This window comes from Streptomyces sp. NPDC043996 (assembly GCF_056435225.1).
Map to the genome: position 1 here is coordinate 154,873 of NZ_JBWKEY010000005.1, position 24,648 is coordinate 179,520.

Here is a 24,648-nt window from a genome sequence, read left to right on the forward strand (position 1 = left end):
TGTGAGCTCGGCCCGTGAGCTCGGCCTGTGAGTTCGTTCGGTGGTCGGTGGTCGGTGGTCGGTGGTCGGTGGGCGGCTGCGGAGGCCCGTCGGAGGGCCCTCGTCGGGCCGGGCTGGGCGCGGGGCCGGGTTCGTTAGTGTGATCGGGTGATCGAGCTGACCCTGTTGTCGTGTGTCGCCTATCGCGGGCGGGAGGTCACCGCGCCTCGGTTGCGGGGGCTTCTGGCGCTGCTCGCGGGGGACTTGCGGGGTGGGTGCGGTACGGAGCGGCTCGTGGCGGGGTTGTGGCCGGGGGAGTTGCCGGAGCGGCCGGTGAAGGCCGTGCAGGTGCTCGTGTCGCGGGCGCGGGCGGCGCTGGGGGCCGATGTCGTCGTCAGTACGCCGGTGGGGTACCGGCTCGGGCTCGCCGCAGAGCAGGTCGACAGTTCCGCGCTGCTGCTGCGCGTGGAGGAGAGCGCGGCGCGGGCCAGGGCGGGGGACCACGCGGGGGCGCTGGCCGCCGCCGAGGCCGGGCTCGCTCTGTGGGACGGGGGAGGCGAGGAGGGCGACGACCCCGTGGCGGTCCTTCGCGGTGAGCGCGCCCCCGCGCGAAGCGCCCTCGTGCGCGGGCGGGCCCTGGCGCTCGCCCGGCTCGGGCGGCACGCGGAGGCCGCCGGGCCGCTGGCCGCGGTCGCCGCGGAGCACGCGCGCGACGAGGAGGTGCTCGCCGAACTGCTGCGCGCCGAGGCCGCGACGGCGGGACCGGCCGCGGCGCTCGCGCGGTACGAGGCGTACCGGCGCGAGCTGCGCGACGAGCTCGGTGCCGAGCCCGGGAGCGGACTCAAGGCCGTCCAGGGGGAGTTGCTGCGGGGCGAGGCGCCACCCGTGCGCCACGGCGTGCCGCACGAGCCCAACCCGCTGCTCGGCAGGGACGAGGACGTCGCCGCGGTGGAACGGCTCCTTCGGACCTCCCGCGCCGTCGCCGTCGTCGGCCCCGGCGGCCTCGGCAAGACCCGCCTCGCGCACGCCGTCAGCCGCGCGGCCGAGCAGCGCGTCGTGTACTTCGTGCCGCTCGCCGGGGTCAGCGCGGACGAGGACGTGGCCACGGAGGTGGCCGCCGCGCTCGGCGTGGGGGAGGGGCGGCACGGCGTCATGGGCGGCCCCGCCCCGGCCGACCCGGTGGCGGGCATCCGGGGCGTGCTCGGCTCCGGGGACGCGCTGCTGGTGCTCGACAACTGCGAGCACGTCATCCGGGGCGCCGCCGGCCTCGTCCACGCCCTTGTCTCGGCCGCGGCGCGGCTGCGGGTGCTCGTGACCAGCCGGGCACCCCTCGGCCTCACGTCGGAGGCGGTGTACGCGCTGCCCGAACTGGGCCTCGACGCCTGCGTCGAGCTGTTCGCACAGCGGGCCCGGGCCGCCAGGACCGGCGTGGAGCTGCCCCCCGACGCGGTCACCGGTCTCTGCCGCCACCTCGACGGGCTGCCGCTGGCCGTGGAGCTGGCCGCCGCGCGCGTACGGGTCCTGTCGGTGCCGGAGGTCGCCCGCCGCCTCGGCGACCGGTTCGCGCTGCTGCGCGGCGGCGCCCGGGACGCGCCCGAGCGCCACCGCACGCTGCACGCGGTCGTGGAGTGGAGCTGGAACCTCCTCGGTGACGACGCCAGGGCCGCGCTGCGCGTCCTCTCCCTCTTCCCCGGCGGCTTCGGCGCCGAGGCCGCGGAGCACGTGCTCGGCGGGGACGCGCTGTTCGTCCTCGAACAGCTGGCGGGACAGTCGCTGCTCACCGTCACCGACACCCCGGCCGGGGCGCGGTTCGCGATGCTGGAGACCGTACGGGAGTTCAGCGCGTCCCGCCGCGCGGAGGCGGGCGGGGAAGAGGAGGCCGTCGGCCGGTTCCTCGCCTGGGCGCGGGACTTCGGGGTCGCGCACTACGACACGCTGGTCGGCCCGGCGCCGGCCGCCGCCAGGGAGCGGATCACACCCGAGCAGGACAACCTGGTGGCGGCTCTGCGGCACGCCCTCGCCCGCGGGGACGGACCCGCCACCGCCGCCCTCACCGCCGTACTCGCCGCGCTGTGGTCGACGGACCTCAGCTACCCCCGCGTCCTCACGCTCGCCGCCGACACCGGACCGCCGCTCTCGCACTACCGTCCCGAGCCCGCGTACGTCGAAGTCGCCCGCGCCGCCGCGGCGTTGTGCACGGGGAGCCTGTTCATGGACTACGGCCCGCAGGCCGTGCGCCAGCTCGTCACCCTGCGGCGGCTGCCCCCGGCCCCCGCCGACTCGCCGCTGCGCGCCGCCGCGCTCGTGCTGAGCGCCATCCCCGAGATGCGGCCGCCCGGCCACGACGTGCTGCGCGCGCTCTGCGCCAGCGAACTGCCGCTGGTCGCGGGCCTCGCGGAGTGCGTCGCCACGTACGTATGGACGGACGAGCACGACACCGAACGCGTGCTCGCCTCCGCCCGTCGGATGGTCGCCGCCCTCGCGGGGGCCGACAATCCGTCCCTCGAGGTCATGGCGCACGCCCGGATGAGCGAGCTGAGCCTGCAGCGGGGGCACGGGGACGTCGCGTACCGGCATCTCACGGCGGCCAGCGAGGCGTTGCCGCGCCTCGGTGACGCGCACGACTACAGCGGCATCCGCCACGGACTCGCCCTCGCCTGCCTGCAGCGCGGCGAACCCGACGAGGCCGAGCACTGGCTGCGGCAGGCAGCCGACGACGGGGCCGCCGGTCCTGACGCCTTCTACAGCCCCGAGTCCGCCGGGCACGCCGAGATCGCGCTCGCCCGGGGGCGCACGGAGACCGGGCTCGGCCTGTGGCGCGGCGCCCTGGAGCGGCTGCCCGTGGACGGTTCGATGTCGGTCGGCGACCCGTGGCTCGACCCGTGGGCGCTGCGGCTCCAGTCGGCGGCGGTGACGGCGCACGCCCACGCCGACCGCGTCGAGCTCGTCGCGGAGCCGGTCGACCGGCTGCGGCAGCGGCTGCGGACGCTCCTGTCAGGACCGGGCGGCACCGCCGTGGGGCTCCCCGTGATCGGTACGGTGCTGCACGCGCTCGGCGTGGTGGGGCTCGCGTCGGGGGACACCGGCGCCGTACGGATGGTCGCGCTCGCCGAACGGCTTGGCGCGCTGCGGGACTTCCAGCCGACGATGTCGGCGCCCCGTGCGCGGCGGGCGGCCGAGGACGCCGACCGGGCGGCGTACGCCGACGCGGTGTCGGAGTACGCCGCCCTGGGGCGCGAGGAGTTGCGGGCGGCGGCCCGCGCGCTCATCGCGGGTCGCGGTGGAACAGGGACGTCGACCAGGCGTAGCCGAACCCGCCGATGACCAGGCACCAGCCGACCGCGAGCCACCCGTCGCCGCCGATCCCGCCGCCGAGGAGCAGGCCGCGCAGGGTCTCGATGGCCGGGCTGAACGGCTGGTACTCGGCGACCGGCTGGAACCAGCCCGGCATCGCCTCGACGGGGACGAAGGCGCTGGAGAGGAACGGCAGCATCAGCAGCGGCAGCGCGTTGTTGCTGGCCGCCTCGACGTTCGGGCTGGCCAGGCCCACCGCGACGGCGATCCAGGCGAACGCGGTGGCGACCAGCGTGAGCAGCCCGAGGGCCGCGAGCCACTCCACCGCCGTGGCGTCCGTGGTCCGGAAGCCGATGGCCACCGCGACGGCGCCGACGACGACCACGCTGATGACCGCCCGCAGCACGGTGCCCACGACGTGCCCGATGAGCACCGCACCGCGGTGGATCGCCATCGTGCGGAAGCGGGCGATGATGCCCTCGGTCATGTCCATGGATACGGAGACCGCGGTCGCGGCCGGGATGGCGCCGAGGGTCATCAGCAGGATGCCCGGGACGAGATAGGCGACGTACGCGGAGCGGTCGGCGGTGCCGCCGCCGAGGCCCGCGCTCATCACGTCGCCGAGGACGTACACGAAGAGCAGCAGCAGGACGACCGGTGTGAGCAGGACGTTCAGGGTGAGGGAGGGGTAGCGCCGGGCGTGCAGGAGGTTGCGGCGCAGCATCGTGGCCGTGTCGCGCGCGGCGAGGGACAGGGAGCTCAACGGACGGACTCCTTGGGCTTGGCGGGGGCGGGTTGGCCGGCGCCGGGTTGGCCGGGGCGGGGCTGGTCGAGGCCGGGCTGGTCGGGGCCGGGCTGGCCGACGCGGGGCTGGTCGAGGCCGCCGGTGAGGGCGAAGAACACGTCGTCCAGGTCGGGGGTGCGCACCGACACGTCGTCCGCCTCGACGCCGACCGCGTCCAGCCAGTCGAGGACACTCCGCAGTTCGCGCTGGCTCCCGGCGCTCGGGATGCGCAGCGCCTGCGCCTCGTCGTCGCGGGTGGCCCCCTCGCGCAGGGCGGTGGCGGCGGCGCGGTACGCGGCCGGGTCGGCGAACCACAGCCGCACGTGTCCGCCAGGGACGAGCCGCTTCAGCTCCTCGGCGGTGCCCTCGGCGGCGATCCGGCCGTCGTGCAGCACCGCGACCCGGTCGGCGAGTTCGTCGGCCTCCTCCAGGTACTGGGTGGTGAGGAAGACGGTGACGCCCCCGGCCACCAGCTCCCGGACGATTCCCCACATGGTGTGGCGGCTGCGCGGGTCAAGGCCGGTGGTCGGCTCGTCGAGGAAGATGACGCGGGGGTCGCCGACCAGCGTCATGGCGAGGTCGAGGCGGCGCCTCATGCCGCCGGAGTAGGTGGCGGCGGGCCTTTTCGCGGCGTCGGTCAGGCCGAAGCGTTCGAGGAGTCCGGCGGCGGTGCGGCGGCCTTCGCGGCGCGGGAGGTGGTGCAGGTCCGCCATCAGGAGCATGTTCTCCTCGCCGGTGATCAGGCCGTCGACGGCGGAGAACTGCCCCGTGACGGCGATCGCCGCACGCACCGCCCGCGGGTCGGTCGCCAGGTCGTGGCCGCCGACGCGCGCGTCGCCCGCGTCGGCGGTGACATACGTGGAGAGGATCTTCACGGCGGTGGTCTTGCCCGCGCCGTTGGGGCCGAGGAGGGCGAAGACGGTGCCCTGCGGCACGGCCAGGTCGACGCCGTCGAGGACCTTCTTCTCGCCGTAGGCCTTGTGCAGCCCTCGGGCCGCGATGGCCAGGGCGTTCGCGGCCGGTGTGTGCGCTGTCGGCGTCTTGGTCGTTGTCATGGCGCACAGCTTGGGGCGGGCCGGGTTCACGGCGGCTTCAGCGCGGTTTCAGCGGTCCGGGAGGCCGTGGCGGCGCGCGGACGCCGGGGGTGGGCTCAGGGGGCGGGCTCAGGGCGACGGCGGTGGTTCCACGGCGTCCCGCAGATGTGCGAGCACCGCGAGGACGCGGCGGTTGCCCTCGGTGGGGTCGAGGTCGAGCTTGGCGAAGATGTTGCTGGAGTGCTTGACGACCGAGGCCTCGGTGACGGTCAGGCGCTGGGCGATGGCCTGGTTGTTGAAGCCCTGTGCCATCAGCGCGAGCACCTCGCGCTCGCGCGGTGTGAGCCGGGCGAGCGGCTGGCCTTGGGTCCGCCGTGACAGGAGGACGCGGACGACCTCCGGGTCGACGACGGTCTGCCCGGCGGCGACCCGGCGCAGCGCGTCGAGGAAGTCCGCGACCTCGCCCACCCGGTCCTTGAGGAGATAGCCGAGGCCTCCCTGGGCGGCGTTGCCCGTGCCGCCGCTGAGCAGTTGCGTCGCGTACGCCGTCGCGACGTACTGGGAGAGGACGAGCACCGGCAGTTCCCGGTGCCGGGCGCGCAGTTCGAGCGCGGCTCTGAGGCCCTCGTCGCGGAAGTCCGGTGGCATCCGCACATCGGTGATCACCACGTCCGGCCGGGCGGCGTCGACGGCGCGGGCGAGGGACGGGGCGTCGCCCACGGCGGCGGTCACCTCGTGGCCGCCGCGGGTGAGGAGCTCCACGAGCCCCGCCCGCAGCAGGACGGCGTCCTCGGCGATGACTACGCGGAGCACGGCACCTCCACCCTCAGTTCGGTCGGTCCGCCGACGGGGCTCGACACCACGAGCCGCCCGCTCAGGATCGCCAGGCGGTCGGCGAGTCCGGTCAGGCCGGTGCCGCGCGCGGGGTCGGCCCCGCCGCGCCCGTCGTCGGTGACCGTCAGGGTGAGCCGGGCGCGGGCCAGCGCGCCGACGATCCGCACCTGGGCCGCGCCGCTGTGCTTGGCCGCGTTGGCGAGGGCCTCGGTCACCGTGAAGTACGCGGTGGTCTCGACGGCGTCGGGCAGCCGGTGCGGCAGGTCGATGTCCACGGTGACGGGCACCGGGTGGCGCAGCGCGACCTCCGTGACGGCCGCGGCCAGGCCGTGGTCGGTGAGGACCTGGGGGTGGATGCCGCGCACCAGGTCGCGCAGCTGCTCCAGGGCGCGGCGGGCCTCGCCCCGGCCGCGCGCGAGGAGTTCGGCCGCCGCCGGATTGCTGGTGCCGAGCTCCATCTCGGCCAGGCCCAGGGTCATGGTGAGCGCCACCAGCTGCTGCTGCGCGCCGTCGTGCAGATCGCGCTCGATGCGGCGGCGCTCGGCCTCGAAGGCGTCGGCGAGCCGCACCCGGGAGCGGGTCAGCTCGACCACGCGCCGGGACAGCGGCTCGTCGCGGGGCGCGAGCAGGAAGTGCGCCGCCCGCACCTGCGCGCCCGCGAGCAGCGCCGCCAGATACGCGGCCGCGGCGAGGCCGAGCAGACCCACGACGGTGAACGGCAGGGCCGCGAGGGGGTGGGGCACCGCGCGGCCCGGGATGATCATCACCGATTCCGGTGCGAGCGCCCACACGACGACGGGCGAGGCGATGAGCAGGCCCGCGAGGAACACCAGGGCCGTGAGGCCGAGGCCCGCGGCGGAGAAGACGAGGGCGAGCAGCCAGGCGTACCCCAACTCGCGCCAGGTAGAGCGTTCGTTCCAGCGGGTCCGCAGTGTCCGGCGCACCCCGGCGTCCCGCAACGGTGTGTGCGGGTCCGCGAGGGGCACCGGCTCGACCAGGCGCAGCCGGCGGCGCTCCAGGCGGCCCAGGGGGATGCCGAAGAGCGCGGCCGCCGTGAGGATGAGCAGGCCGACGCCGGCCACCGACAGGAGCACGCCGCTGGCGACGAGGACGACCAGCAGCACCAGGACGCCGAGGCCGAGCAGCGCGCCGCTGAGGAGGAAGGCGAAGGCGCGCGGCGGCCAGGAGGAGCGGAGGAAACGGTGGGGCGGCTGCCGCAGCGCGGCCCAGACCGCGACGGGGGCGGGGCCGGGGGCCTTCCCGCCGTCGGGCCCGCTCCCGTCGCCGGGCCCGCTCCCGCCCACGGGCTCGTCCCCCGGGCACCCCGGCACCAGCGCGGCCTGCGGCGACACATCGAACTCCCGTACTCGTCACTCGTACCGTAGAACTCCACGAACAAGGAAAAGCGTAGTCGCGCAGGTCACAGCCGGGGAGTGGGCTTGCCCCCGACTTGAGGGGAGGGTTTTCCCCCACGTTCCCGCCCCTCTTCCCGCGCGCGCCCCCGCGGCGAGCCGCGTCCACACCACGAGCACCAGCGGCAGCGCGAGATACCCGAACCGTCCGGCGGGCGCGAGCAGGAACGCCAGGCACAGGCCCGCCGCGAGCCGGTCGGCGGCGGCGACGGCGCCCGCGGGCGGCCGCACGACCAGGGACACGGCGACGGCGGCCCCGCCGCACAGGAGCAGCGCCACCGCCGCGTACCAGCCGAGCGGCCCGAGGTCCGCGAGCAGGCGCCCGGGCAGGGGGCTCGCCGCGGGTGTCGCCACCTCGCCGCGCCCCGCGGGGAAGGCGAACACCTGCTGGACCAGCGGCCCCGGCGCGAGCAGCGCGCTCGGCAGCACCGCGGCCACCGTCCCGGCGAGGGCCGTGCCCGCGCAGCGCGCCGCCGCCCGCGCCCCCGGCCCGCTCGCGAGCAGCGCGGCGGCGACCGCGACGGCGGGCCACGCCGTCCACTTCAGGGCGCACGCGGCGGCCAGCGCGAGGCCCGCCGCCAGCGGGCGCCCGCGCGCGGCGAGCGCGAGACCGAGACAGCACAGACCGGCCAGCGGCAGGTCCACCCCGCTGACGCACAGCGGCAGCGCGACGACGGGGGAGGCGACGAGCACGGCGAGACCGGTGCGGTACGAGGCCCTCGCGGCGGTCCTGGCGCGCGGGGCCAGGACGGCCCGCCCCGCCACCAGGCACAGCAGGAACACGGCCGCGCACCACAGCCGCGCGTCGCCGAGCGCCCGCGCGGCCGCCGTGTCGTCGCCGAGCAGGGCCCGGGGCAGCCCGAGCAGCGCCATGCCGGGCAGGTAGGGGGTGTAGTCGCCCACGGTCTGGGGGTCCGTCAGATACGGGCTCGCCTGGCTGACGAGCAGCTCCCCCGACCGCTCGATCACGCCGACCTCGCTCTGCCCGTGCCCGGTCACCAGGAACAGCGACAGGGGGACGACGACGGCGCCCGCGAGCGCGCACCCCACCGACAGGGCGCGGGCCCGGGGCCGGGGCAGCAGACACGCGGCGAGCGCGGCACCGGTGTATCCGGCGCCCGCGCTGAGCCCCCACGCGCGGTGCGTCCCGAGGCCCGACACGAGAGGGAAGGCCAGCGCCCAGACGGCGGCCGCGAGCCAGCCGCCGACCCATAGGGCACGGCGGTGCGCGAGCCCGGTACGACGGGCCGCGGCGAGGGAGGTCTTCGTCCGATGGATCAGCACCCGACCATTGCAGCCGCGCGCCCCGGGTGCGGTCATGACAGGCAGATGGAGTCTTCGGGGTGGGGCTAGCCCCAGCTCGGACCTGGTGGGGAACCGGGCGAAGGGGGCGGCGCCGGACGGCGCCGCCCCCTTCCGCCGACGGCTCCGTCAGGCGGCGGCCAGGGCCTCGATCAGCGTGGCGCGGGCCCGGGCCACGCGGGAGCGGACGGTGCCCACGGGGCAGCCGATGGCGGCGGCGGCCTCCGCGTACGGCTGCTGGAGGAGCTGCGTGAGGACGAACGCCTCCCGCCGCTCCGCCGGTATCCCGGCGAGCAGTTCGGCGAGCGCGATGCCGTCGTCGAAGCCGGGAAGGCCGCGCGGCTGGGCCTGCTCGGCGGCGGTCTGCCAGTCGTCGCGGTCCGAGAGCCGGGGCCGGGCGGCCGCGTGCCGGAGGCTGTCGACGACGGTGCGCCGCGCGATGGACAGCAGCCAGGTCCGCGCCGAAGACCGCCCTTCGAACCGGTGCAGGCTGCCGAGCGCCCGCAGGAACGTGTCCTGTGCCAGGTCGTCGGCGGCCTGCGGGTCGGCGCTCAGGTGCGCGACGTAGCGCAGTACGTCGCGGTGGAGCGCGCGCACGAAGCGGTCGACGGCCTCCGGGTCACCGTCCCGCGCGGCGAGCGCGAGCCGCGTGACGGGCTCGTCGGCGGCGTCGGTGCGGCGGGCCGGTGCGGGCTGCGCGCGGCGGGTCCTGACGGGCCGGACGGGCTGCGCGCCGAGCGTCTTGGCGGGCTGCTGGTCGGTGCCGACCGCGCCGACCGCGCCGAGCGGCTGGGTCGGCCGCTCCGCTCCGTACGGCTTCACCGGCTGGTCCGCGCGGTGCGGCTTCACCGGCTGGTCCGCGCGGTGCGGCGGCATCGGTCGACATTCCGGGCCAGAGGGAAGTTTTCGGGCAGGTGGTGTCGTCAGGGCAGGGGTCATCGCCTGATGTCCTTACGGGAATCCGGAGTTCGGGACCGGCCGCGCCGGGGCGCGGCCGGTGAGAGGTGTCGTACGGCTCCGCGCCGCCTGAGCGGCGCGGGCCGATGCCCGGTCCGCGCGTACGACGAGGGGCGGTACGGCGCTTCGCGCGCCGCACCGGACGCCGTCGTGGCGGGCCGGGGAACCGGCTGTCAGCTGACAGCGATCCCGAGGGGCGGACCCCGTGAGGTGAGGGCGTGGACGAGGAGCAGCCGCCGCAGCCGCCGCGCGCCGTGGTCGTGGCGCGGGCGCAGGCGCGGCCGGTGCGGGGGCGGCGGCAGCCGGAACGCCAGGCGCAGCGGTGCGACGAGCCAGCCCGCGACAGCCCGGCCGATGCGGAACGCCGCGCGTTCGCCGTACGCGAGCCACAGGCCGCACAGCAGCGCGGCGAGCAGGTGCGCGGCCAGCATGCCGAGCGGTGACATGCCACCCATGTCGTGCCCGGCGTGCATGCCGGACATTGAGCCCATGTCAGGAATTGAGCCCAGGTCAGACATCGAGCCCATGTCGGGCATCGAGCTCATCGTGTCGGCGGCGTCCATCGCGCCGCCGTGCCCGCCGGAGGCGCCCGCGGAGCCGGAGAGGCCCGAGGCGCCCGAGGCGCCGAGCGCGTCCGGGGGGAGCGCCGTCTGCTGCATGCCCATGGAGTGCCGGGTGTGTCCGGCCGCCTCGTGCATCCGCTCCGCGAGGCCCGCGTCGGTGACGGCGCGCACGGCGTCCGCCTCCGACATGCTCCCCGCGCCGCCCGCCCCGCACAGCAGGTGCTGGGCCCACTGCTGGGCCAGCGAGGGACCGCCGGACGCCTGGCCCTGGGTCATGGCCTGCGTCAGCGAGAACCACGCGTGCAGCGCGGCCTGCGCGACGACGGACGCGGAGGTGACGGTGAGGACGCCGCGCTCGCGCCCGGCGAGGAACCAGGCGCCCGCGAACGTGACGGCGCCCGCGCCGGGCAGTGCCCACCAGGGCAGCGGGGACGCGGACATCAGGGCGTGGCCGGTGGCCGCGAGCAGCACACAGGCGGCCGCGAACACCGCAGCCCGTACCGCGCGACAGCTTCGGCCCCCAGTCATGGCGGCCTCATCTTTGCATCCGCGCGACGGCGCCAGCGGGCGGGTCCGGAATGTTCCGCCGACGACCCGGCCTGTGGCGCGGGTCACGAAGATCGCCGGGAACCGGGGCGGGCCCGCGTCCGACTACTGCGGCGGCCGACTGTCGACCGGCGCGACGGCCGGACCGGCGGGCGTGCCGGGTGCGGCGGGTGCGGCCGGTGCGGCGAACGGACGGACCGGGCGAGCAGGCCGGACGGACCCACCGGATGACCGGGCGGACACACCAGGCGAACAGAGGGGGCAGCCGCGTGGCGACGCAGCGGACGGGACCGGCGGGCGCCGGGGACTCAGCCGGGGGCACGGCTTCGCCAGGGCCACCGGCTGCGGCGGCTCGCGTGCGCCCCGCCCCCACCGCCCTGCTCACCTGCGCGATGGCCTTCTCCATGCTCCAGCTGTTCCTCCTCGGCGCGCTCGGGCCGCGCCTGGTGGACGAGCTGGACGTGTCGCCGACGGTGCTCGGCCTGACGACCACGATCGGCTTCGGCACCGCCGCCGTCCTGTCGCCCGTCGGCGGCCGGATCGTCGACCGGGTGGGCCCGCGCCGCGCCCTGGTCGCCCTGCTGCTGCTGTCGGCCGCGGCACTCGCGCTGATCGGCGCGGCGCCAGGGGCCGGGTTCCTGCTCGCGGCGGTCGCGCTCGGCGGACTGCCGCAGGCGCTCGCCAACCCGGCCACGAACAAGGCGATCCTGGCGTCCGTCGAGCCCGCGCGGCGCGCTGCGGTGACCGGCCTGAAGCAGTCCGGCGTCCAGCTGGGCGCCTTCGCGGCGGGTCTGCCGCTCACCGCGCTCGCCGCGTGGTCGGGCTGGCGCGCCGCGGTGTGGACGGCGGCGGGCGCGGCCGTCGTGACGGCGGCGTGGGCGCTGCGCGCGCTGCCCAGGACGGGCGGCGGGACGGCCCCCGCGCGGCCCGGCGCTCCGGTCGCCGCTTCGTTCGTGCCGCGCGGGGCCATCGCCTGGCTCGCGGCCTTCTCGCTGTTCCTCGGCTGCGGCATCGCCTCCGTCAACACCTACCTCGCGCTGTACGGCGTCCGCCGCCTCGACCTGTCACCGGCGGCGGCCGGAGCGCTGGTCGCGGTTCTCGGCGTGGCCGGGATCGCGGGCCGCGTCGGCTGGTCGCGCGCGGCCCGCCCCGGCCGCGCGGAGTGGCTGCCCGCCTGGCTCGCCGCGGGCTCGGTGGGCGCGGCGCTGCTGCTGCTCGCCGCGGCCGCCGCGGCCCCGCTGGTGTGGCCGGGCGCGGTCGCGGTCGGCGTGTTCGCGGTGTCGGCCAACGCGGTCTCCATGGTCCTGGTGATGCAGCGCGCGGCGCCCGGCCGCGCGGGCCAGGACTCGGCCCTGGTCTCGGCGGGCTTCTTCGCGGGCTTCGCCGTCGGCCCGCCCCTGTTCGGCCTCCTCGCGGCCGCGGGCCACTACGGCGTCGCCTGGACCGTGGTGGCGGCGGAGTTCGCCGCCGCCTGCGCGGTGGGTCTGACGTGGGCGGTACGGGAGCGCGGGGGGAACCGCTGAGATGCCCGCGTCACACACCCCGGCGTCGCATACCCCGGCGTCGCACGCCCCCGCGCCGCACGCTCCGGCGCCGCACGCTCCGGCGTCGCATACCCCAGCGTCACATGCTCCGGCGTCGCACGCCCCGGCGTCACATGCTCCGGCGTCGCACGCCCCGGCGTCACACACCCCCGAGCCGCACACCCCCTGGGCCGCGCCCGCCCTGCGCGCCGTGCTCGACCGGGCCGCCGCGACCGGCGCTGACTCCGGGCACCGCTTCCCGCTGTACGCGGACCCCGCGACCGGCGTGTGGACGACGACCCGCCGGGGCGCCTGGACCGGCGGCTTCTGGACCGGCCTGCTGTGGCTGCGCGCCCACACCACGGGCTCCCTGACGGACCGTACGGCAGCGGCGCGTGCCACGGCGCGACTGGCCGCGTGGGCGACCGCCGACACCGCGACGCGGGGCCTCATCTTCTGGTACGGGACGGCCTTGGGGGACGGCGGCGGGCTGACGGAGCCCGTCGCCGGGCGCCGGACGATCCCCGAGGGTCCGGCCGCCCGCGCGGCCGGCGGTTCCCCACCGACGGCGACCGCCGCCCCGGACGGCACGGCTCCACCGGCCGATCGCGGACAGCCGGGCGCTGCCGCCGGGCGTGCCGTCCCGTCGGGCGGCGGTCGCCCCCTGGGCGGTGCCCCATCCGCTTCCGGCGGGTCCCGCCGCTCAGGACCCGGCGGGCCGCCCGGCACAGGCGCGGCCGACACCGGCCCTACCGCCCGCGCCCTGCGCGCCCGCGCCGCCCGCGCCTGCCTCGCCGACCTCGACCCCGAACTCGGCCTCGTCCCCTGGGGCGAGGCCTTCGGCGGGCCGCGGCTCGTGGCGCGCGCGGACGCCGTTCCCGGCCTGGTGCCGCTGCTCGCCACGGCGGGCCCGCGCGGCGTCGCGGCCGCCGCGTCGCACCTGCACCGGCATCTGGACCTGTGCCGCGCGGGCGCCCTCGCCTGGCGGTACGAGGCCGCCACCGGCTGGCGGCCGCTGCCCGACCCCGGCCCTGGCTGGAGCCGGGGGCGGGCCTGGCTGCTCCTCGCCGTGGCCGACGCCCTGACCCTTGCCGCCGCCGACGGCGCCGACGGTGCCGACGCCGGACTCTGGCGCCCCGACCGGCTGCGCCAGGCGGCCGCGTGGCTCGGCGGCGACCTCACCGGACCCCTCGTACCGCCCGCCGACGAGGCGCGGCCCGAAGGACCCCTGGACACCTCGGCCGCCGCGATCACCGCCGTGGCGCTGCTCAAGCTCGCCGCGCTGCCCGGCGCGGACACCGCGGCCTGCACCCGGCGCGCCGCCGCCGTCCTGCACCGCCTGGTGACCGCGCACCTCACCACCGGAGAGGGGCCACGGCCCGCCGGGATGCTCCTCGACGGCTGCTACGACGCCGCCTCGGGCACCGCAGTCCGGCACGAACTGGTCTGGGGCGACTACTTCCTGGCCCTGGGCCTCGCCCTGCTGACGGGCCGCGTGGCGCCGGGCGACGCGTGAGGCGGCGTACCAAGAGACGTACCAAGAGACGTACCAGGAGACGTACCGTCAGAGGCGCGCGCTGTCCCGCCCGTCACACCCCGTCCCGCGCGTAGCCCTTCAGGACCCTGCGCGCCACCGAGGTGATGTGCAACTCGTCAGGACCGTCGAGGATGCGTGCCGCGCGGGCCGTGCGGAGCAGGGCGGGCAGCGGGGTGTCGGGGCCGAGTCCGGCGGCGCCGTGCACCTGGACGGCCGCGTCCACGACCTGCTGCAGCGCGCGCGCCGCCGCGACCTTCGCCAGACCGACCTCGACGTGGGCGTCCGCGCCCGCGACGAGCCGGGCGACCGCCTCGTGCACCAGCGGCCGCGCCGTCCGCAGCGCGAGCAGCGACTCGAAGACATGGCGCTGCACCAGTTGGTGGGCGCCCAGCGGCCCGCGCGAGCCCTCGCGCGTGACGCAGCGCAGGGCCATCAGGTCGAAGGCGCGCCGCGCCTGCCCGAGCCAGCGCAGACACCGCAGCGTCCGGCCGAGCTGGAGGCGCTCGGCGGCGATCGCGAGGCCCGCGCCGCGCTCGCCGAGGAGGTGGTCGCCGGGCACGCACACCCCGTCGAACGCGATCTCCCACTGGCCGCTCGCGCCGAGCACCGGCAGCTCGCGCACGACGCGGAAGCCGGGCGAGCGCGTCGGCACGACGAACAGTGACAGGCCGTCACGGTCCGGCGCCGCGCCGTCGGTACGGGCGAGCACGGTCACCAGGTCCGCGTCCGCGGCGCCGGAGGTGAACCACTTGCGGCCGCTGACGAGCCAGCTCCCGTCGCCTTGCTGGACGGCCGACGTCGCGGTGAGGTACGGGTCGGTGCCGGGGGTCTCCGGCTCCGTCATGGCGTAGCAGGCGCGCAGGTCGCCCGCGACGATCCGGTGGAGATACCTGTCGCGGACGGCCGCGCTGCCGTGCCGCCGCAGCATCGTCACATCGAGGAGCGGCGCCGAGCCCAGCGCCGCGGGCCCGTGGTCGCTCGCGCCCTCGGCCTCCGCGTGCGCCGCGTACGCGGCCAGGTCAAGGCCCCGCCCGCCGAGTTCGACGGGCAGCGGCAGCGCCCACAGGCCCTCGCGCCGCGCCCGCTCCTGGAGCGCGCGCAGCGCGGCGGCGGCCTCGGGCCCGCCCGCGTCCAGGACGTCCTCACGGGGCATCACCTGCTGGCGTACGAACGCCTCGACCCGTTGCCCCAGCGGCCCGAGCCCCGCGCCGCCCGCGCCCTCGGCCCCCGCCGCCCCGTTCCGCCGACTCGATTCCGTCACCGTCGTCACCGTCGTCACCGCTTCCTCGCCTTCGCCGGGAACCCACGGGCCCGGGCGCCCGACTGACTCTCCAAGGAACTGGTCGGGTGCCGAAGGCCCCGGGTTCCCGGCTTCGGAACGACACCGGCGGCGGCCCGTCGCCGCACGGCGAAGGAGAGACGACCCATATGACGACCCATATGACGGCCCCTATGACGGCCCATGCGTCGGAGACAGCGTCACCCGCCCTCGCCCCCCAGGCCGCGACGCACCCCCTCGCCGGGGTGCGCTGCGACACCGGAGGGCCGCCCGAGCTGACCGGGATCGTCGCCGCGCACCTGCGGCTGCTCGGCGCCGAGACCCACCAGGCCGACGGCGGCCCCGGCCAGGTGGCCGTCGGCGGCGGCGACTTCGCGCCGGTGACCGCGGACGTGCGCTGGACGGACCCGATGCGGCCCGCCCGGGACGCGGTGGCCGCCGCCGGGCCCGCGCACCCGGACCCCGGCGCCGTCGACACCATCGGCGCCATCGTCGACGAGGCGACCGCGCAGGCCGCCACCGGCGTGATGGCCGTGCACGGCCGCCGCGACGGCGCCCCGCGCGGGCTCGCCGTCGACTACACGGCGACCGCCGCGGGCGTCCTCGCCGTGCAGGGCCTGCTCGCCGGGCTGCTCGCCCAGGCGCGCGGCGGCACTTCGGGCCACGTCACCACCAGCGCGGTGCGCGCGGGGCTGCTCGCCGTCTCCCAGTACGTCGCGGCCGCGGGCGCCGACGAGGGCGAGGCGGCGCAGCTCGCCCCCGGCGGGCCCCCGTTCACGAGCGCCGAAGGCGTCCTCTTCGAGCTGGAGACCCTCGACCCGGGCGCCTGGGCCGCGTTCTGGCGGGCCCTGGACGCTCCCGCCGACGCGATCCGCGCGGGCTGGCGCCCCTTCCAGTTCCGGTACGCCACGGCCTGCGCGCCCTTCCCCGACGCCCTGCACGCCACCGCCCGCGCCAGCGCCTGGCGCCGCGTCCAGGCGGCGGCCGCCGCCTCCGGCGCCGAGGTGTGCGCCCTGCGGACGCTCGCCGAGCGGGCCGCCGAGCACGACGGGGCGCCGCCGTGGACGCTCACCCCGCACGGGCCCGCCGCCGCGCCCCGGCCCGCCCAGGCCGCCACCCCCGACCGCCCCCTCGCGGGCCTCACCGTCCTGGAGGCGGGCCGCCGCATCCAGGCGCCGCTCACCGCGCACCTGCTGCGGCTGCTCGGCGCCGACGTCGTGCGCGTCGAGCCCCCGGGCGGCGACCCGCTGCGCGGCATGCCGCCCGCGTGCGGCGGGATCTCGGCCCGCTGGCTCGCCCTCAACCGGGGCAAGGACGCCGTCGAGGCCGACATCAAGTCGCCCTCCGGGCGCCGCCGCCTGCGCGAACTCGCCGCGGGCGCCGATGTGTTCCTGCACAACTGGGCGCCGGGCAAGGCCGCACAGCTCGGCCTGGACGCGCAGGACCTGGCCCGGGTCAACCCCGGCCTGGTGTACGCGTACACCAGCGGCTGGGCCGGGCGCCTCGACGACGCCCCCATGGGCACCGACTTCATGGTCCAGGCGCGCACCGGCGTCGGCGAGGCCGTCCGCCCCGAGGGCGAGCCGCCCGCCCCCTCCCTGATGACGCTGCTCGACGTGCTCGGCGGGCTGCTCGGCACGGAGGCCGTGCTCGCGGGGCTGCTCCTGCGGGAGCGCACCGGTGGCCGTGGGGTGCGCGTCGACTCCTCCCTCCTCGGTGCCGCCGACACGCTCACCGCGGGCGTGCGGGGGCGCGGGCCCGCCGGGTTCCGGCGTCCGGTGCGGACGGGGGACGGGTGGGTCGCCGCCGCGGGGTCCTGCGCGGGGGCGGTCGCGGCGTACGACTTCCTTGGGCTCTCTACCGGGGACGCGCTGCGGCTGCTGGCCTCCCACGGGCTCGCGGCCGCCGCCGTCGCCACCGATCTCTCCGCCCTCCACCCCGCGGTGGGGCGCGACGGACATGGGGCGCCGGTGGTGCCGGACCCCTGGAGCCTCCGCCCGGCCTGACCCTCGCGGGGCGCCCCAGGCCCGCCCCTTCCCGCTCCGGGTGCGGCTGCCCCCGTTCCCCCGCTCAAAGCTTTTCGGCGCTTCGCGCCTCGTCCTCAAACGCCGGACGGGCTGAAATTCCCGCACCCGGGAGATCAAGCCCCGGCCGGAACGCTCTAGCCCGTCCGGCGTTTGAGGACGAGCCGCGGAGCGGCGATACGGGGGTCCAGGGGGCGGAGCCCCTTGGTTTCGGGAAAGGGGCGGGGTTGGGGAGCTCCCCCCGCACCCCATCTACCCACCCCACCCCAAGGAGCCCCCATGCCCCACGCCCTCCACGACCTCCTCCCCGCCCCCCTCCGCCGCGGCTGGGCGGCGGACGGCACCTGCCCGGACCTCGACCTGTACGCCCTCTTCCGCGCACGCCAGATCACCGCCCCCCACCACCCCGCGGTCATCGACGCCAAGGGCCAGCTCTGCTACACGGCCCTGGACCGCAAGGTCCGATGTCTGGCCGTCGGCCTGAGACGGCTGGGCATACGCCCGGGTGACGTCGTCGGCGTCCAGCTCCCGAACGCCCGCGCCGCCGTCGTCACGGACCTCGCCCTCGCCGCCCTCGGCGCCGTCGCGCTGCCCTACCCGGTGGGCCGCACCCCCGCGGAGGCCGCGAGCCTGCTGCGCCGCGCGGAGGCCGTCGCGGTCGTCGCGGCGGCGGAGCACCGGGGCGCGAGCCCGGCGGCCGCGCTCACGGAGGCGGCCGCCGCGCTGCCCGCGCTGCGGCACGTCATCGCCGTGGCCCCCGGTACCGTGCCCGAAGGCGCCGTGTCCTTCCGGGAGTTGCTGCGCTCGGACCCGGCGGAGTTCACCGCCGAGCGCCCCCACCCGGACGGCCCCGCCCGCATCCTCGTGTCGTCGGGGTCCGAGGCCGAGCCGAAGATGGTCGCCTACTCCCACAACGCCCTCGCCGGGGGCCGCGGCAACTTCTTCGCCTCGCTGATGCCCGCGGGACAGGCCCCGCCGCGCTGTCTGTTCCTGGTGCCGCTGGCGTCGGCGTTCGGCTCCAACGGCACGGCCGTCACCCTCGCCCGGCACGGCGGGACGCTGGTGCTGCTCGACCACTTCACGCCGGAGGCGGCGATCGCCGCGATCCGCGCGCACGAGCCCACGCACATCCTCGGCGTACCGACGATGGCCCGCATGATCCTGGACCAGCTGAGCCGCCTGGACGACGACGGCGAGAAGCTGCCCGCGCCCGCCGCGCTCGTGCTCGGCGGCTCCCCGCTGGACGCCACCACCGCCGAGCGCGCGGGCGAGGCCTTCGGCTGTCCCGTCGTGAACCTGTACGGCTCGGCGGACGGCGTCAACTGCCACACGGGTCTGGAGGGCCACCCGGGCGCCTCGCGGGCGGACGGCATCGTGGCGGGCCGCCCCGACCCCCGGGTCGCCGACATCCGCGTCGCCGACCCGGTCACCCACGAGCCGCTGCCGGAGGGATCCGTCGGCGAGATCGTCGCCCGCGGCCCCATGACCCCGCTGTGCTACGTCGCCGCCCCCGAACTCGACGCCCGCTACCGCACCCCCGACGGCTGGGTCCGCACCGGCGACCTCGGCGTGATCGACGCGGACGGGGTGCTGCACGTCGTCGGCCGCCTCAAGGACGTCGTGATCCGGGGCGGCGCCAACATCAGCCCGGCGGAGGTCGAGCGCGCCCTCAGCTCCCATCCCGCGGTACGGGACGTGGTGTGCGTCGGTGTACCGGACCCGGTCATGGGGGAGCGGCTCGCCGCCTGCGTGGTGCCGGACGCGCGGGACGGGGCGCTCACCCTCGACGACCTCGGCGAGCACCTCGCGCGCCGCGGCCTCGACCGCGCCAAGCACCCCGAACGGCTGCTCCTGGTCGACGAGTTGCCGCTGACCCCGGCGGGCAAGCCGGACCGTCCGGCGCTGCGGGACCGGGCCGCCGCCGCGCAGGTGTGACGCGCGTGTGGGCCCCGGCCGACCCGGCCGGGGCCCACACACCCGTCACTGCTTACTTGGTCATCGCCTTCTTCAGCCGCGCGGCCGCGTCCCGGTACACCGGCAGCAGCTCCAGGTCGTCCCCGGGGTAGTTGACGATCTTCACCTGCTCGGCGCCGGAGCCGGGCAGGACCGTACCCGTCGACATATGGGCGTTGTCGAGCACGAACGCGGGCTTCTTCTGGGACAGTTCGGCGACCTGGGAGGCCTTCACCGGCTCCGGGCCGTACGTGCCGACGGTGCGGGCGCCCGCCATCCGCGCCGACCACGCGGTGAACACCTGGGTGACGACGGCGGGCGCCTTGCCGCCGGGCCAGGAGGACTTGAGGTCCTTGGAGAGCTTCGCGTACTCCCGCTCGAAGGACGTCGTCCACTTCCCGGCCGTGACCTCGGTGCCGAAGAGCCCGCCGAGCCGCGTCACCTCGCGCGCGGCCTTCGTCGCGTCGTTGTCGAGGTTCACCTGGACCAGCTCGGCGTCCGAGCCCGCCGCCTCCTTGATCTTGTCGGCGTACGGCTCGAACGGCGCGTAAAGGACGAAGTCGGCCTTGGCGACCGCCGCCAGGTCGGAGGGCTTGGGGTCGTAGTCGGGCGCGTGGTGCGTGGACGGCGGCACCAGGACCGTGACGTCCTTGGCGCCCGCGGCCTTGGCGAACGCGCCCTCCCAGGTGGTGGTGGCGACGACCGTGGGCCCGTTGTCCTCGCCCGCCGATGTCTTCTTGGGCTGGTTCTCGTCGGCGCAGGCGGTGGCCGTGAGGGCGAGCGCGGCGGTCAGTGCGAGCGCCCCGACGCGGGCGGTACGGGAGAGGGGCCGCTGGGGGCGGTGGGGGGTGGGGACGCCGGTGCGCGCCATGAGGTGATGCTCCGTTCGGGGATGAGGTGGACGGCGAGGACGACGGCCCCCGCCAGCAGGACGAGGACCGGGCCTGGCGGCCAGTCCAGCCACAGGGCCAAGAGGAAGCCCGTGACGTTCACGACGACGCCGATGGCCACGGCCCACAGCGCGATCGTGGTGAGCCGGTTGCCGAGGCGGCGCGCGGCGAGTGCGGGAAGCAGCGTGAGCGCGTCGACGAGCAGCGCGCCGGTCAGCTTGATCGCTCCGGCCACCGCGACGGCGACCAGGACGAGCAGGACCACGGTGAGCCGCCCGACGGGCACCCCCGAGCACTGCGCGAGCTCACGGTCGTACAGCAGCAGCGCGAGGTCGCGCCGCCGCCAGAAGAACAGCGCGGGCACGGCGACGGCGAGCACGGCGACGACGACGATGTCGGCCGTGCCGACGGACAGGATCGACCCCCACAGCAGCGCGAACGCGCCGGAGGCGTTGACCCCGGAGACCGACAGGACGAGCAGCGCGGCCGCGATCGCCATGCTCATCAGCAGGCCCATCGCGCCCGAGAGGCCGTCCGGGGTGCGGGCGAGCGGCGCCACCCCCGCCCCGGCGAGGGCGCAGGCGACGAGCGCGCACAGCATCGGGTCGAGGCCCGTGAGCAGCCCGACGGCGATGCCCAGCAGCGCGACGTGCATCATCGCGAACCGCACCGGCATGATGTCGAGCCCGACGATCACGACGCCGACGATGGGCAGCCCGACGGCGGCGAGCAGCAGCGCGAAGCCCGCGCGTTGCACGGGCAGGAGCTGGAGCATGAGGCCCAGGTCAGCGGTGGCGAGCACACTCATCACCGGGCCTCAGCCCCAGTTCGGGCCTCCCGGCGCCGCCCCGTCACGGGGTCACCTCCCGGAGGCGGCCCGCCGCCATGTCCAGGACCCGGTCGCAGCGCGCGGCGAGCGCCCGGTCGTGGGTGACGACGACGAGCGTGACCGGCAGCGCCGTGAGCGCCCCCGCGGCCTCCTCCTGCCCCGCGAAGTCAAGCGCGGCGGTGGGCTCGTCGGCGAGCAGCACCCCCGCCCCGGCGGCGACGCAGCCGATCGCGCGCGCGAGGTACGTCCGCTGGAGCTGCCCGCCGGACAGGGTGTGCAGCGGCTTGCGCCGCAGCGGGCCCACGCCGAGCCGCTCGGCGGCATCGGCGGCGGGCCCCGGCGCGCCGCTGGAGTCCAGCAACTCGCCCGCGAGCAGCGGGAAGCGGCCCGTCGCGGGCTTCTGCGGCACCCATGCGCAGGCGCGCCGCCGCCAGGCCCGGTCGGCGGCCGTCGCGGTGGAGCGGCCGCCGACGAGGACGGTGCCGCGGGCGGGCCTGTGCAGGCCGAGCACGGCGCGCAGGAGCGTCGACTTGCCGGAGCCGTTCGTCCCGGTCAGCGCGACGCGCTCGCCCGCGGCGACGTCCAGGTCCACGCCGTCGACGGCGACGACCCGGCCGTGCCCGCAGGTCATCCCCCGTACCCGTACGTCGAGGCCGCCCATCGGCCGTCACCCGCCTTCTGTGTTCCCGGTGTCTGTCCCCGGTGTCCCGGTGCTCCCGGCAGTAGTCGGATGGGCGGCGCGCCGGGTTCCCGTACGGGCGTGCGCGGTTCTGGCGCGCTCAGCTGCCGGGACGGACCACCACGGCCGTCACCCGCACCTCCCCGCTGTGCCGGAACCGCAGCACGAACCGCAGCTCGTCGCCGAGGCGCGGGGCCCGCTCCGGGCGGAGCATCACGTCGAGTCCTTCGGGCTTCATCGTGATCCGCTTGCGCGCGGGCACCACCGCGGACTTCACCATCCGCATCGACTCGACGCCCGCGCCCGCGCGCTCCACGGTCCTGCTGAGCATCACGTCGTCGGCGTCGGGGGAGCGCACGGACAGCAGGACGTCGTCGGACTCGCCGTAGTTGGTGATCCGGAAGAACGCGGCGGTCTCCTTGACATTGCCGTACGGCAGGAACACCCGCCCGCCCGTCACGGAGATCCGGGCGGGTGAGCCCGCCGCGCCCGAGGCGACCCACGCGGCGAGCCCGCACAGCGTGAGCGCGCAGGCGATGACCGGCGCGAGCGCGGCGAGCAGACCGCCCCGCACCCGGGTGGACAGGGCGCTCATCGGCGCATCCCCTCTCGCGCGGCGCGCGGCACCGGCTCCCAGGTGCGCAGCCGCAGGCTGTTGGCGACCACGAGCAGGGAGCTCGCGGACATGGCGACGGCGGCCGTCATCGGGCCGAGGCGGCCCACGGCCGCGAGCGGCACGGCGAGCGCGTTGTAGCCGAACGCCCAGACCAGGTTGGCGCGGATCGTGGCCAGGGTGCGCCGGGCCAGGCGCACGGCCGTCGCGGCCGCCCCGATGTCGTCGCCCACGAGCGTCACGTCGGCGGCGCCGATGGCGGCGTCGGTGCCGCAGCCCATGGCGATGCCGAGGTCGGCGCGGGCCAGGGCCGCCGCGTCGTTCACGCCGTCGCCGAGCACCGCGACCCGCCGGCCCCGCTCCCGCAGCCGCCCCACGAGCTCGGCCTTCCCCTCGGGGGTGCAGCGGGCGTGCACCTCGGTGATGCCGAGTTCGGCGGCCACGGCGTGCGCGACGGCCGGGCGGTCCCCGGTGGCGAGCACCGGCTCCACGCCCAGGCGGCGCAGCCGGTCGACGGCGCGGTAACTGCCGGGCCGCAGCACGTCGCCGACGGCGACGAGGGCCTCGTCGGCCCCGTCCACGCGCACCAGGACAGCCGTGCGCGCCGCCGCCTCCGCCGCGGCGAGCGCGGCGGCCAGCTCCTCGGGCAGCGTCTCCCCGGGCGTGCGCACCTCCACGCGGCGGCCCTCCACCACGCCCTCGACGCCGACGCCGGGCGTCGCCAGGAACGCGGTCACCGGCGGCAGCGGCCCCTCGGCCAGCTCCTGACGCGCGTACGCCACCAGGGCGCGCCCCAGCGGATGCTCCGAACCCCGCTCCACCGCGCCCGCGAGCCGCAGCACGGCGTCACGGCCGAGCCCGCCGTCCACGGCGGTGACCTCGGTGACGGTCATGTGCCCGGTGGTGAGCGTGCCCGTCTTGTCCAGGACGACGGTGTCGACGCGCCGCAGCGTCTCCAGGGCCCGCGGCCCGCTGACGAGGACACCGAGCTGGGCGCCGCGCCCGGTGGCGGCGAGCAGCGCGGTGGGCGTGGCGAGGCCGAGCGCGCAGGGGCAGGCGACGACGAGGGCGGCCACGGCGGCGGTGACGGCGGCCTGCGGGTCCGCCCCGGCGCCGAGCCAGAACCCGAGCACGGTGACCGCGAGCGTCAGGACCACCGGTACGAAGACGCCCGCCGCCGCGTCCGCGAGGCGCTGGGCGCGCGCCTTGCCCGTCTGGGCCTCCGTCACGAGCCGGGTGATCCTCGCCAGTTGGGTGTCGGCGCCGACGGCCGTGGCCCGCACGACGAGCAGCCCGCTGGTGTTGACGCTGCCGCCGACCACGTCCTGCCCGGGACCGGCCTCCACGGGCGCGCTCTCGCCGGTGACCAGCGACACGTCGAGCGCCGACGCGCCCGACACGACGACGCCGTCGGTGGCGACGCGCTCCCCGGGCCGCACCGTGAACTCCTGCCCCACGCGCAGCCGCGCGACGGGCACGCGCCGCTCCGTGCCGTCCGGGCCGCGCACCGTCACGTCCTTGGCGGCGAGCGCGGCGAGGGACCGCACCGCCGCCCCCGTGGCGCCCCGCGCCCGCGCCTCCAGGAACCGCCCGGCGAGCACCGAGAGCGGTACGCCGACCGCCGCCTCCAAGTACACGTGCGCGACCCCGCCACCGGCGGACGGCAGCACCTCGAAGGGCATCCGCATGCCCGGCTCGCCCGCGCCGCCGAGGAACAGCGCGTACGCCGACCAGGAGAACGAGGCCGCGACGCCGAGCGACACCAGCGTGTCCATGGTGGCCGCCCCGTGCCGAAGCCCCCGCAGCGCCCGCTGGTGGAACGGCCACGCGCCCCACACCGCGACCGGCGCCGCGAGCACGAAGCACAGCCACTGCCAGTTGCGGAACTGCCAGGCGGGCACCATCGACAGGGCGAGCACCGGCACCGAAAGGAGCGCCGTGACGAGCAGCCGCGACCGCTCGGCCCGCACCCCACCACCGTCCTCCGCCTCCGCTGCCACGGGGTCCGGTCCCGCGTCCGGTACGGGGGCGGGCGGCGCCGGGAGTTCGGCGGTGTAGCCGGTGCGGACGACGACGGCGATGAGGTCGTCTGCGGTGGTCTCCGGGGGGTGCGTCACCCGGGCCCGCCCCGTGGCGAGGTTGACGGTCGCGGTGACCCCGTCCAGCTTGGCGAGCTTCTTCTCGACGCGGTTCACACAGGCCGCGCAGGTCATGCCGCCGACGACCAGGTCGGTGGTCGTCGCCGTCCCGGCGCCCACTAGCCGTGCCCGCCGTGTCCGCCGTGACCGCCGCCGTCCCCGTCGCCACCGGACCCGCCGTCGCCGTCCGAGGTGGAGGAACGCATGCCCGGTGCCACGGGCCCCACCGAGTCCCCGACTTGGTACGAGACGGCGAAGACCACCACGAGCAGCACGAGGAACCCGAGCAGGGCGGGCGGCGGCCGCCACCCCCGTGACGTGGACTGCTTGCTTGCCTGGCCTGACATGTCGCTCCCGTGGCTGAGGCGTCGGCGCGGGCAGCGGACGCCCGGCACCGGGCAGGTAGTCGGGCGCGCGGGCCGAAGAGTTCCCGGCCCGCGCGGATGCCGCCGGGGCCGCCGCGCCGCGCCCCGCTCGT

The 24,648-nt window shown here is 77.0% G+C and carries 19 protein-coding genes; 5 read left to right on the plus strand and 14 right to left on the minus strand.

What is annotated here, in order from left to right; all coding sequences use genetic code 11:
- Window positions 1-147: 147 nt before the first annotated feature.
- Window positions 148-3,303, plus strand: coding sequence for an ATP-binding protein (locus AC07A4_RS14850; protein ID WP_478597829.1), 3,156 nt, complete (start codon window positions 148-150; stop codon window positions 3,301-3,303).
- On the opposite strand, the gene AC07A4_RS14855 is transcribed toward AC07A4_RS14850, so the two are convergent.
- The 7 genes from AC07A4_RS14855 to AC07A4_RS14885 form a co-directional block, all read right to left on the minus strand.
- Entirely contained in the window at window positions 3,245-4,036 is a 792-nt protein-coding gene (locus tag AC07A4_RS14855) for an ABC transporter permease (RefSeq protein WP_478597831.1), read from the minus strand. The genes AC07A4_RS14850 and AC07A4_RS14855 overlap by 59 nt on opposite strands.
- Window positions 4,033-5,112 (minus strand): ATP-binding cassette domain-containing protein, encoded by a 1,080-nt coding sequence (locus tag AC07A4_RS14860; RefSeq protein WP_478597833.1) that lies wholly within the window; start codon window positions 5,110-5,112, stop codon window positions 4,033-4,035. The genes AC07A4_RS14855 and AC07A4_RS14860 overlap by 4 nt, the downstream gene beginning before the upstream one ends.
- Before the next feature lie 108 nt (window positions 5,113-5,220).
- The gene (locus AC07A4_RS14865) at window positions 5,221-5,904 is read right to left on the minus strand and encodes a response regulator transcription factor (RefSeq protein WP_478597835.1); all 684 of its coding nucleotides are present in this window, start codon (window positions 5,902-5,904) and stop codon (window positions 5,221-5,223) included.
- Window positions 5,892-7,145: a sensor histidine kinase gene (locus AC07A4_RS14870; RefSeq protein WP_478598892.1), complete on the minus strand. Its 1,254-nt coding sequence runs from the start codon at window positions 7,143-7,145 to the stop codon at window positions 5,892-5,894. The genes AC07A4_RS14865 and AC07A4_RS14870 overlap by 13 nt, the downstream gene beginning before the upstream one ends.
- A 150-nt stretch (window positions 7,146-7,295) precedes the next feature.
- Window positions 7,296-8,513 carry a glycosyltransferase 87 family protein gene (locus AC07A4_RS14875; RefSeq protein WP_478598893.1) on the minus strand — a complete coding sequence of 406 codons (1,218 nt, stop codon included), beginning with the start codon at window positions 8,511-8,513 and terminating at the stop codon, window positions 7,296-7,298.
- Between the two features lie 255 nt (window positions 8,514-8,768).
- Complete coding sequence (locus tag AC07A4_RS14880; RefSeq protein WP_478597837.1) at window positions 8,769-9,515, minus strand: sigma-70 family RNA polymerase sigma factor; 747 nt, start codon at window positions 9,513-9,515, stop codon at window positions 8,769-8,771.
- A gap of 254 nt (window positions 9,516-9,769) precedes the next feature.
- Entirely contained in the window at window positions 9,770-10,687 is a 918-nt protein-coding gene (locus AC07A4_RS14885) for a hypothetical protein (protein WP_478597839.1), read from the minus strand.
- A 410-nt stretch (window positions 10,688-11,097) separates the two neighbouring features.
- On the opposite strand from AC07A4_RS14885, the gene AC07A4_RS14890 reads away from it, so the two are divergent.
- Window positions 11,098-12,228 (plus strand): MFS transporter, encoded by a 1,131-nt coding sequence (locus tag AC07A4_RS14890; RefSeq protein WP_478598895.1) that lies wholly within the window; start codon window positions 11,098-11,100, stop codon window positions 12,226-12,228.
- 211 nt (window positions 12,229-12,439) lie between these two features.
- On the plus strand, window positions 12,440-13,744 hold the full coding sequence (locus tag AC07A4_RS14895; RefSeq protein WP_478597841.1) for a sugar ABC transporter permease: 1,305 nt from the start codon (window positions 12,440-12,442) through the stop codon (window positions 13,742-13,744).
- 73 nt (window positions 13,745-13,817) lie between these two features.
- Here the strand turns inward: AC07A4_RS14895 and AC07A4_RS14900 are convergent, their stop codons facing one another.
- Entirely contained in the window at window positions 13,818-15,026 is a 1,209-nt protein-coding gene (locus AC07A4_RS14900) for an acyl-CoA dehydrogenase family protein (protein ID WP_478597843.1), read from the minus strand.
- Between the two features lie 191 nt (window positions 15,027-15,217).
- Between AC07A4_RS14900 and AC07A4_RS14905 the strand changes: the two genes are divergently transcribed.
- Window positions 15,218-17,050 (plus strand): CoA transferase, encoded by a 1,833-nt coding sequence (locus tag AC07A4_RS14905; protein ID WP_478597846.1) that lies wholly within the window; start codon window positions 15,218-15,220, stop codon window positions 17,048-17,050.
- Between the two features lie 297 nt (window positions 17,051-17,347).
- On the plus strand, window positions 17,348-19,003 hold the full coding sequence (locus AC07A4_RS14910) for a class I adenylate-forming enzyme family protein (protein ID WP_478597849.1): 1,656 nt from the start codon (window positions 17,348-17,350) through the stop codon (window positions 19,001-19,003).
- A gap of 52 nt (window positions 19,004-19,055) precedes the next feature.
- Here the strand turns inward: AC07A4_RS14910 and AC07A4_RS14915 are convergent, their stop codons facing one another.
- The 6 genes from AC07A4_RS14915 to AC07A4_RS14940 form a co-directional block, all read right to left on the minus strand.
- A complete protein-coding gene (locus AC07A4_RS14915) occupies window positions 19,056-19,892 on the minus strand; it encodes a metal ABC transporter solute-binding protein, Zn/Mn family (RefSeq protein ID WP_478597852.1) in 837 nt (278 codons plus the stop codon).
- The gene (locus AC07A4_RS14920) at window positions 19,811-20,719 is read right to left on the minus strand and encodes a metal ABC transporter permease (protein WP_478597855.1); all 909 of its coding nucleotides are present in this window, start codon (window positions 20,717-20,719) and stop codon (window positions 19,811-19,813) included. The genes AC07A4_RS14915 and AC07A4_RS14920 overlap by 82 nt, the downstream gene beginning before the upstream one ends.
- A gap of 43 nt (window positions 20,720-20,762) precedes the next feature.
- On the minus strand, window positions 20,763-21,401 hold the full coding sequence (locus tag AC07A4_RS14925) for an ATP-binding cassette domain-containing protein (RefSeq protein ID WP_478597857.1): 639 nt from the start codon (window positions 21,399-21,401) through the stop codon (window positions 20,763-20,765).
- Between the two features lie 118 nt (window positions 21,402-21,519).
- Window positions 21,520-22,014 (minus strand): copper chaperone PCu(A)C, encoded by a 495-nt coding sequence (locus AC07A4_RS14930; RefSeq protein ID WP_478597860.1) that lies wholly within the window; start codon window positions 22,012-22,014, stop codon window positions 21,520-21,522.
- Window positions 22,011-24,245: a heavy metal translocating P-type ATPase gene (locus AC07A4_RS14935; RefSeq protein ID WP_478598896.1), complete on the minus strand. Its 2,235-nt coding sequence runs from the start codon at window positions 24,243-24,245 to the stop codon at window positions 22,011-22,013. The genes AC07A4_RS14930 and AC07A4_RS14935 overlap by 4 nt, the downstream gene beginning before the upstream one ends.
- 44 nt (window positions 24,246-24,289) lie before the next feature.
- Complete coding sequence (locus AC07A4_RS14940) at window positions 24,290-24,517, minus strand: hypothetical protein (protein WP_478597862.1); 228 nt, start codon at window positions 24,515-24,517, stop codon at window positions 24,290-24,292.
- Between the last annotated feature and the right edge of the window lie 131 nt (window positions 24,518-24,648).

Bases quoted from the DNA above. Each gene is read 5' to 3' on its own strand.
- AC07A4_RS14860 (WP_478597833.1), bottom strand. From the start codon at position 5,112: ATGACAACGACCAAGACGCCGACAGCGCACACACCGGCCGCGAACGCC.
- AC07A4_RS14880 (WP_478597837.1), bottom strand. From the start codon at position 9,515: ATGCCGCCGCACCGCGCGGACCAGCCGGTGAAGCCGCACCGCGCGGAC.
- AC07A4_RS14885 (WP_478597839.1), bottom strand. From the start codon at position 10,687: ATGACTGGGGGCCGAAGCTGTCGCGCGGTACGGGCTGCGGTGTTCGCG.
- AC07A4_RS14890 (WP_478598895.1), top strand. From the start codon at position 11,098: ATGGCCTTCTCCATGCTCCAGCTGTTCCTCCTCGGCGCGCTCGGGCCG.
- AC07A4_RS14905 (WP_478597846.1), top strand. From the start codon at position 15,218: ATGACGGCCCATGCGTCGGAGACAGCGTCACCCGCCCTCGCCCCCCAG.
- AC07A4_RS14910 (WP_478597849.1), top strand. From the start codon at position 17,348: ATGCCCCACGCCCTCCACGACCTCCTCCCCGCCCCCCTCCGCCGCGGC.
- AC07A4_RS14915 (WP_478597852.1), bottom strand. From the start codon at position 19,892: ATGGCGCGCACCGGCGTCCCCACCCCCCACCGCCCCCAGCGGCCCCTC.
- AC07A4_RS14920 (WP_478597855.1), bottom strand. From the start codon at position 20,719: ATGAGTGTGCTCGCCACCGCTGACCTGGGCCTCATGCTCCAGCTCCTG.
- AC07A4_RS14925 (WP_478597857.1), bottom strand. From the start codon at position 21,401: ATGGGCGGCCTCGACGTACGGGTACGGGGGATGACCTGCGGGCACGGC.
- AC07A4_RS14930 (WP_478597860.1), bottom strand. From the start codon at position 22,014: ATGAGCGCCCTGTCCACCCGGGTGCGGGGCGGTCTGCTCGCCGCGCTC.
- AC07A4_RS14935 (WP_478598896.1), bottom strand. From the start codon at position 24,245: ATGACCTGCGCGGCCTGTGTGAACCGCGTCGAGAAGAAGCTCGCCAAG.
- AC07A4_RS14940 (WP_478597862.1), bottom strand. From the start codon at position 24,517: ATGTCAGGCCAGGCAAGCAAGCAGTCCACGTCACGGGGGTGGCGGCCG.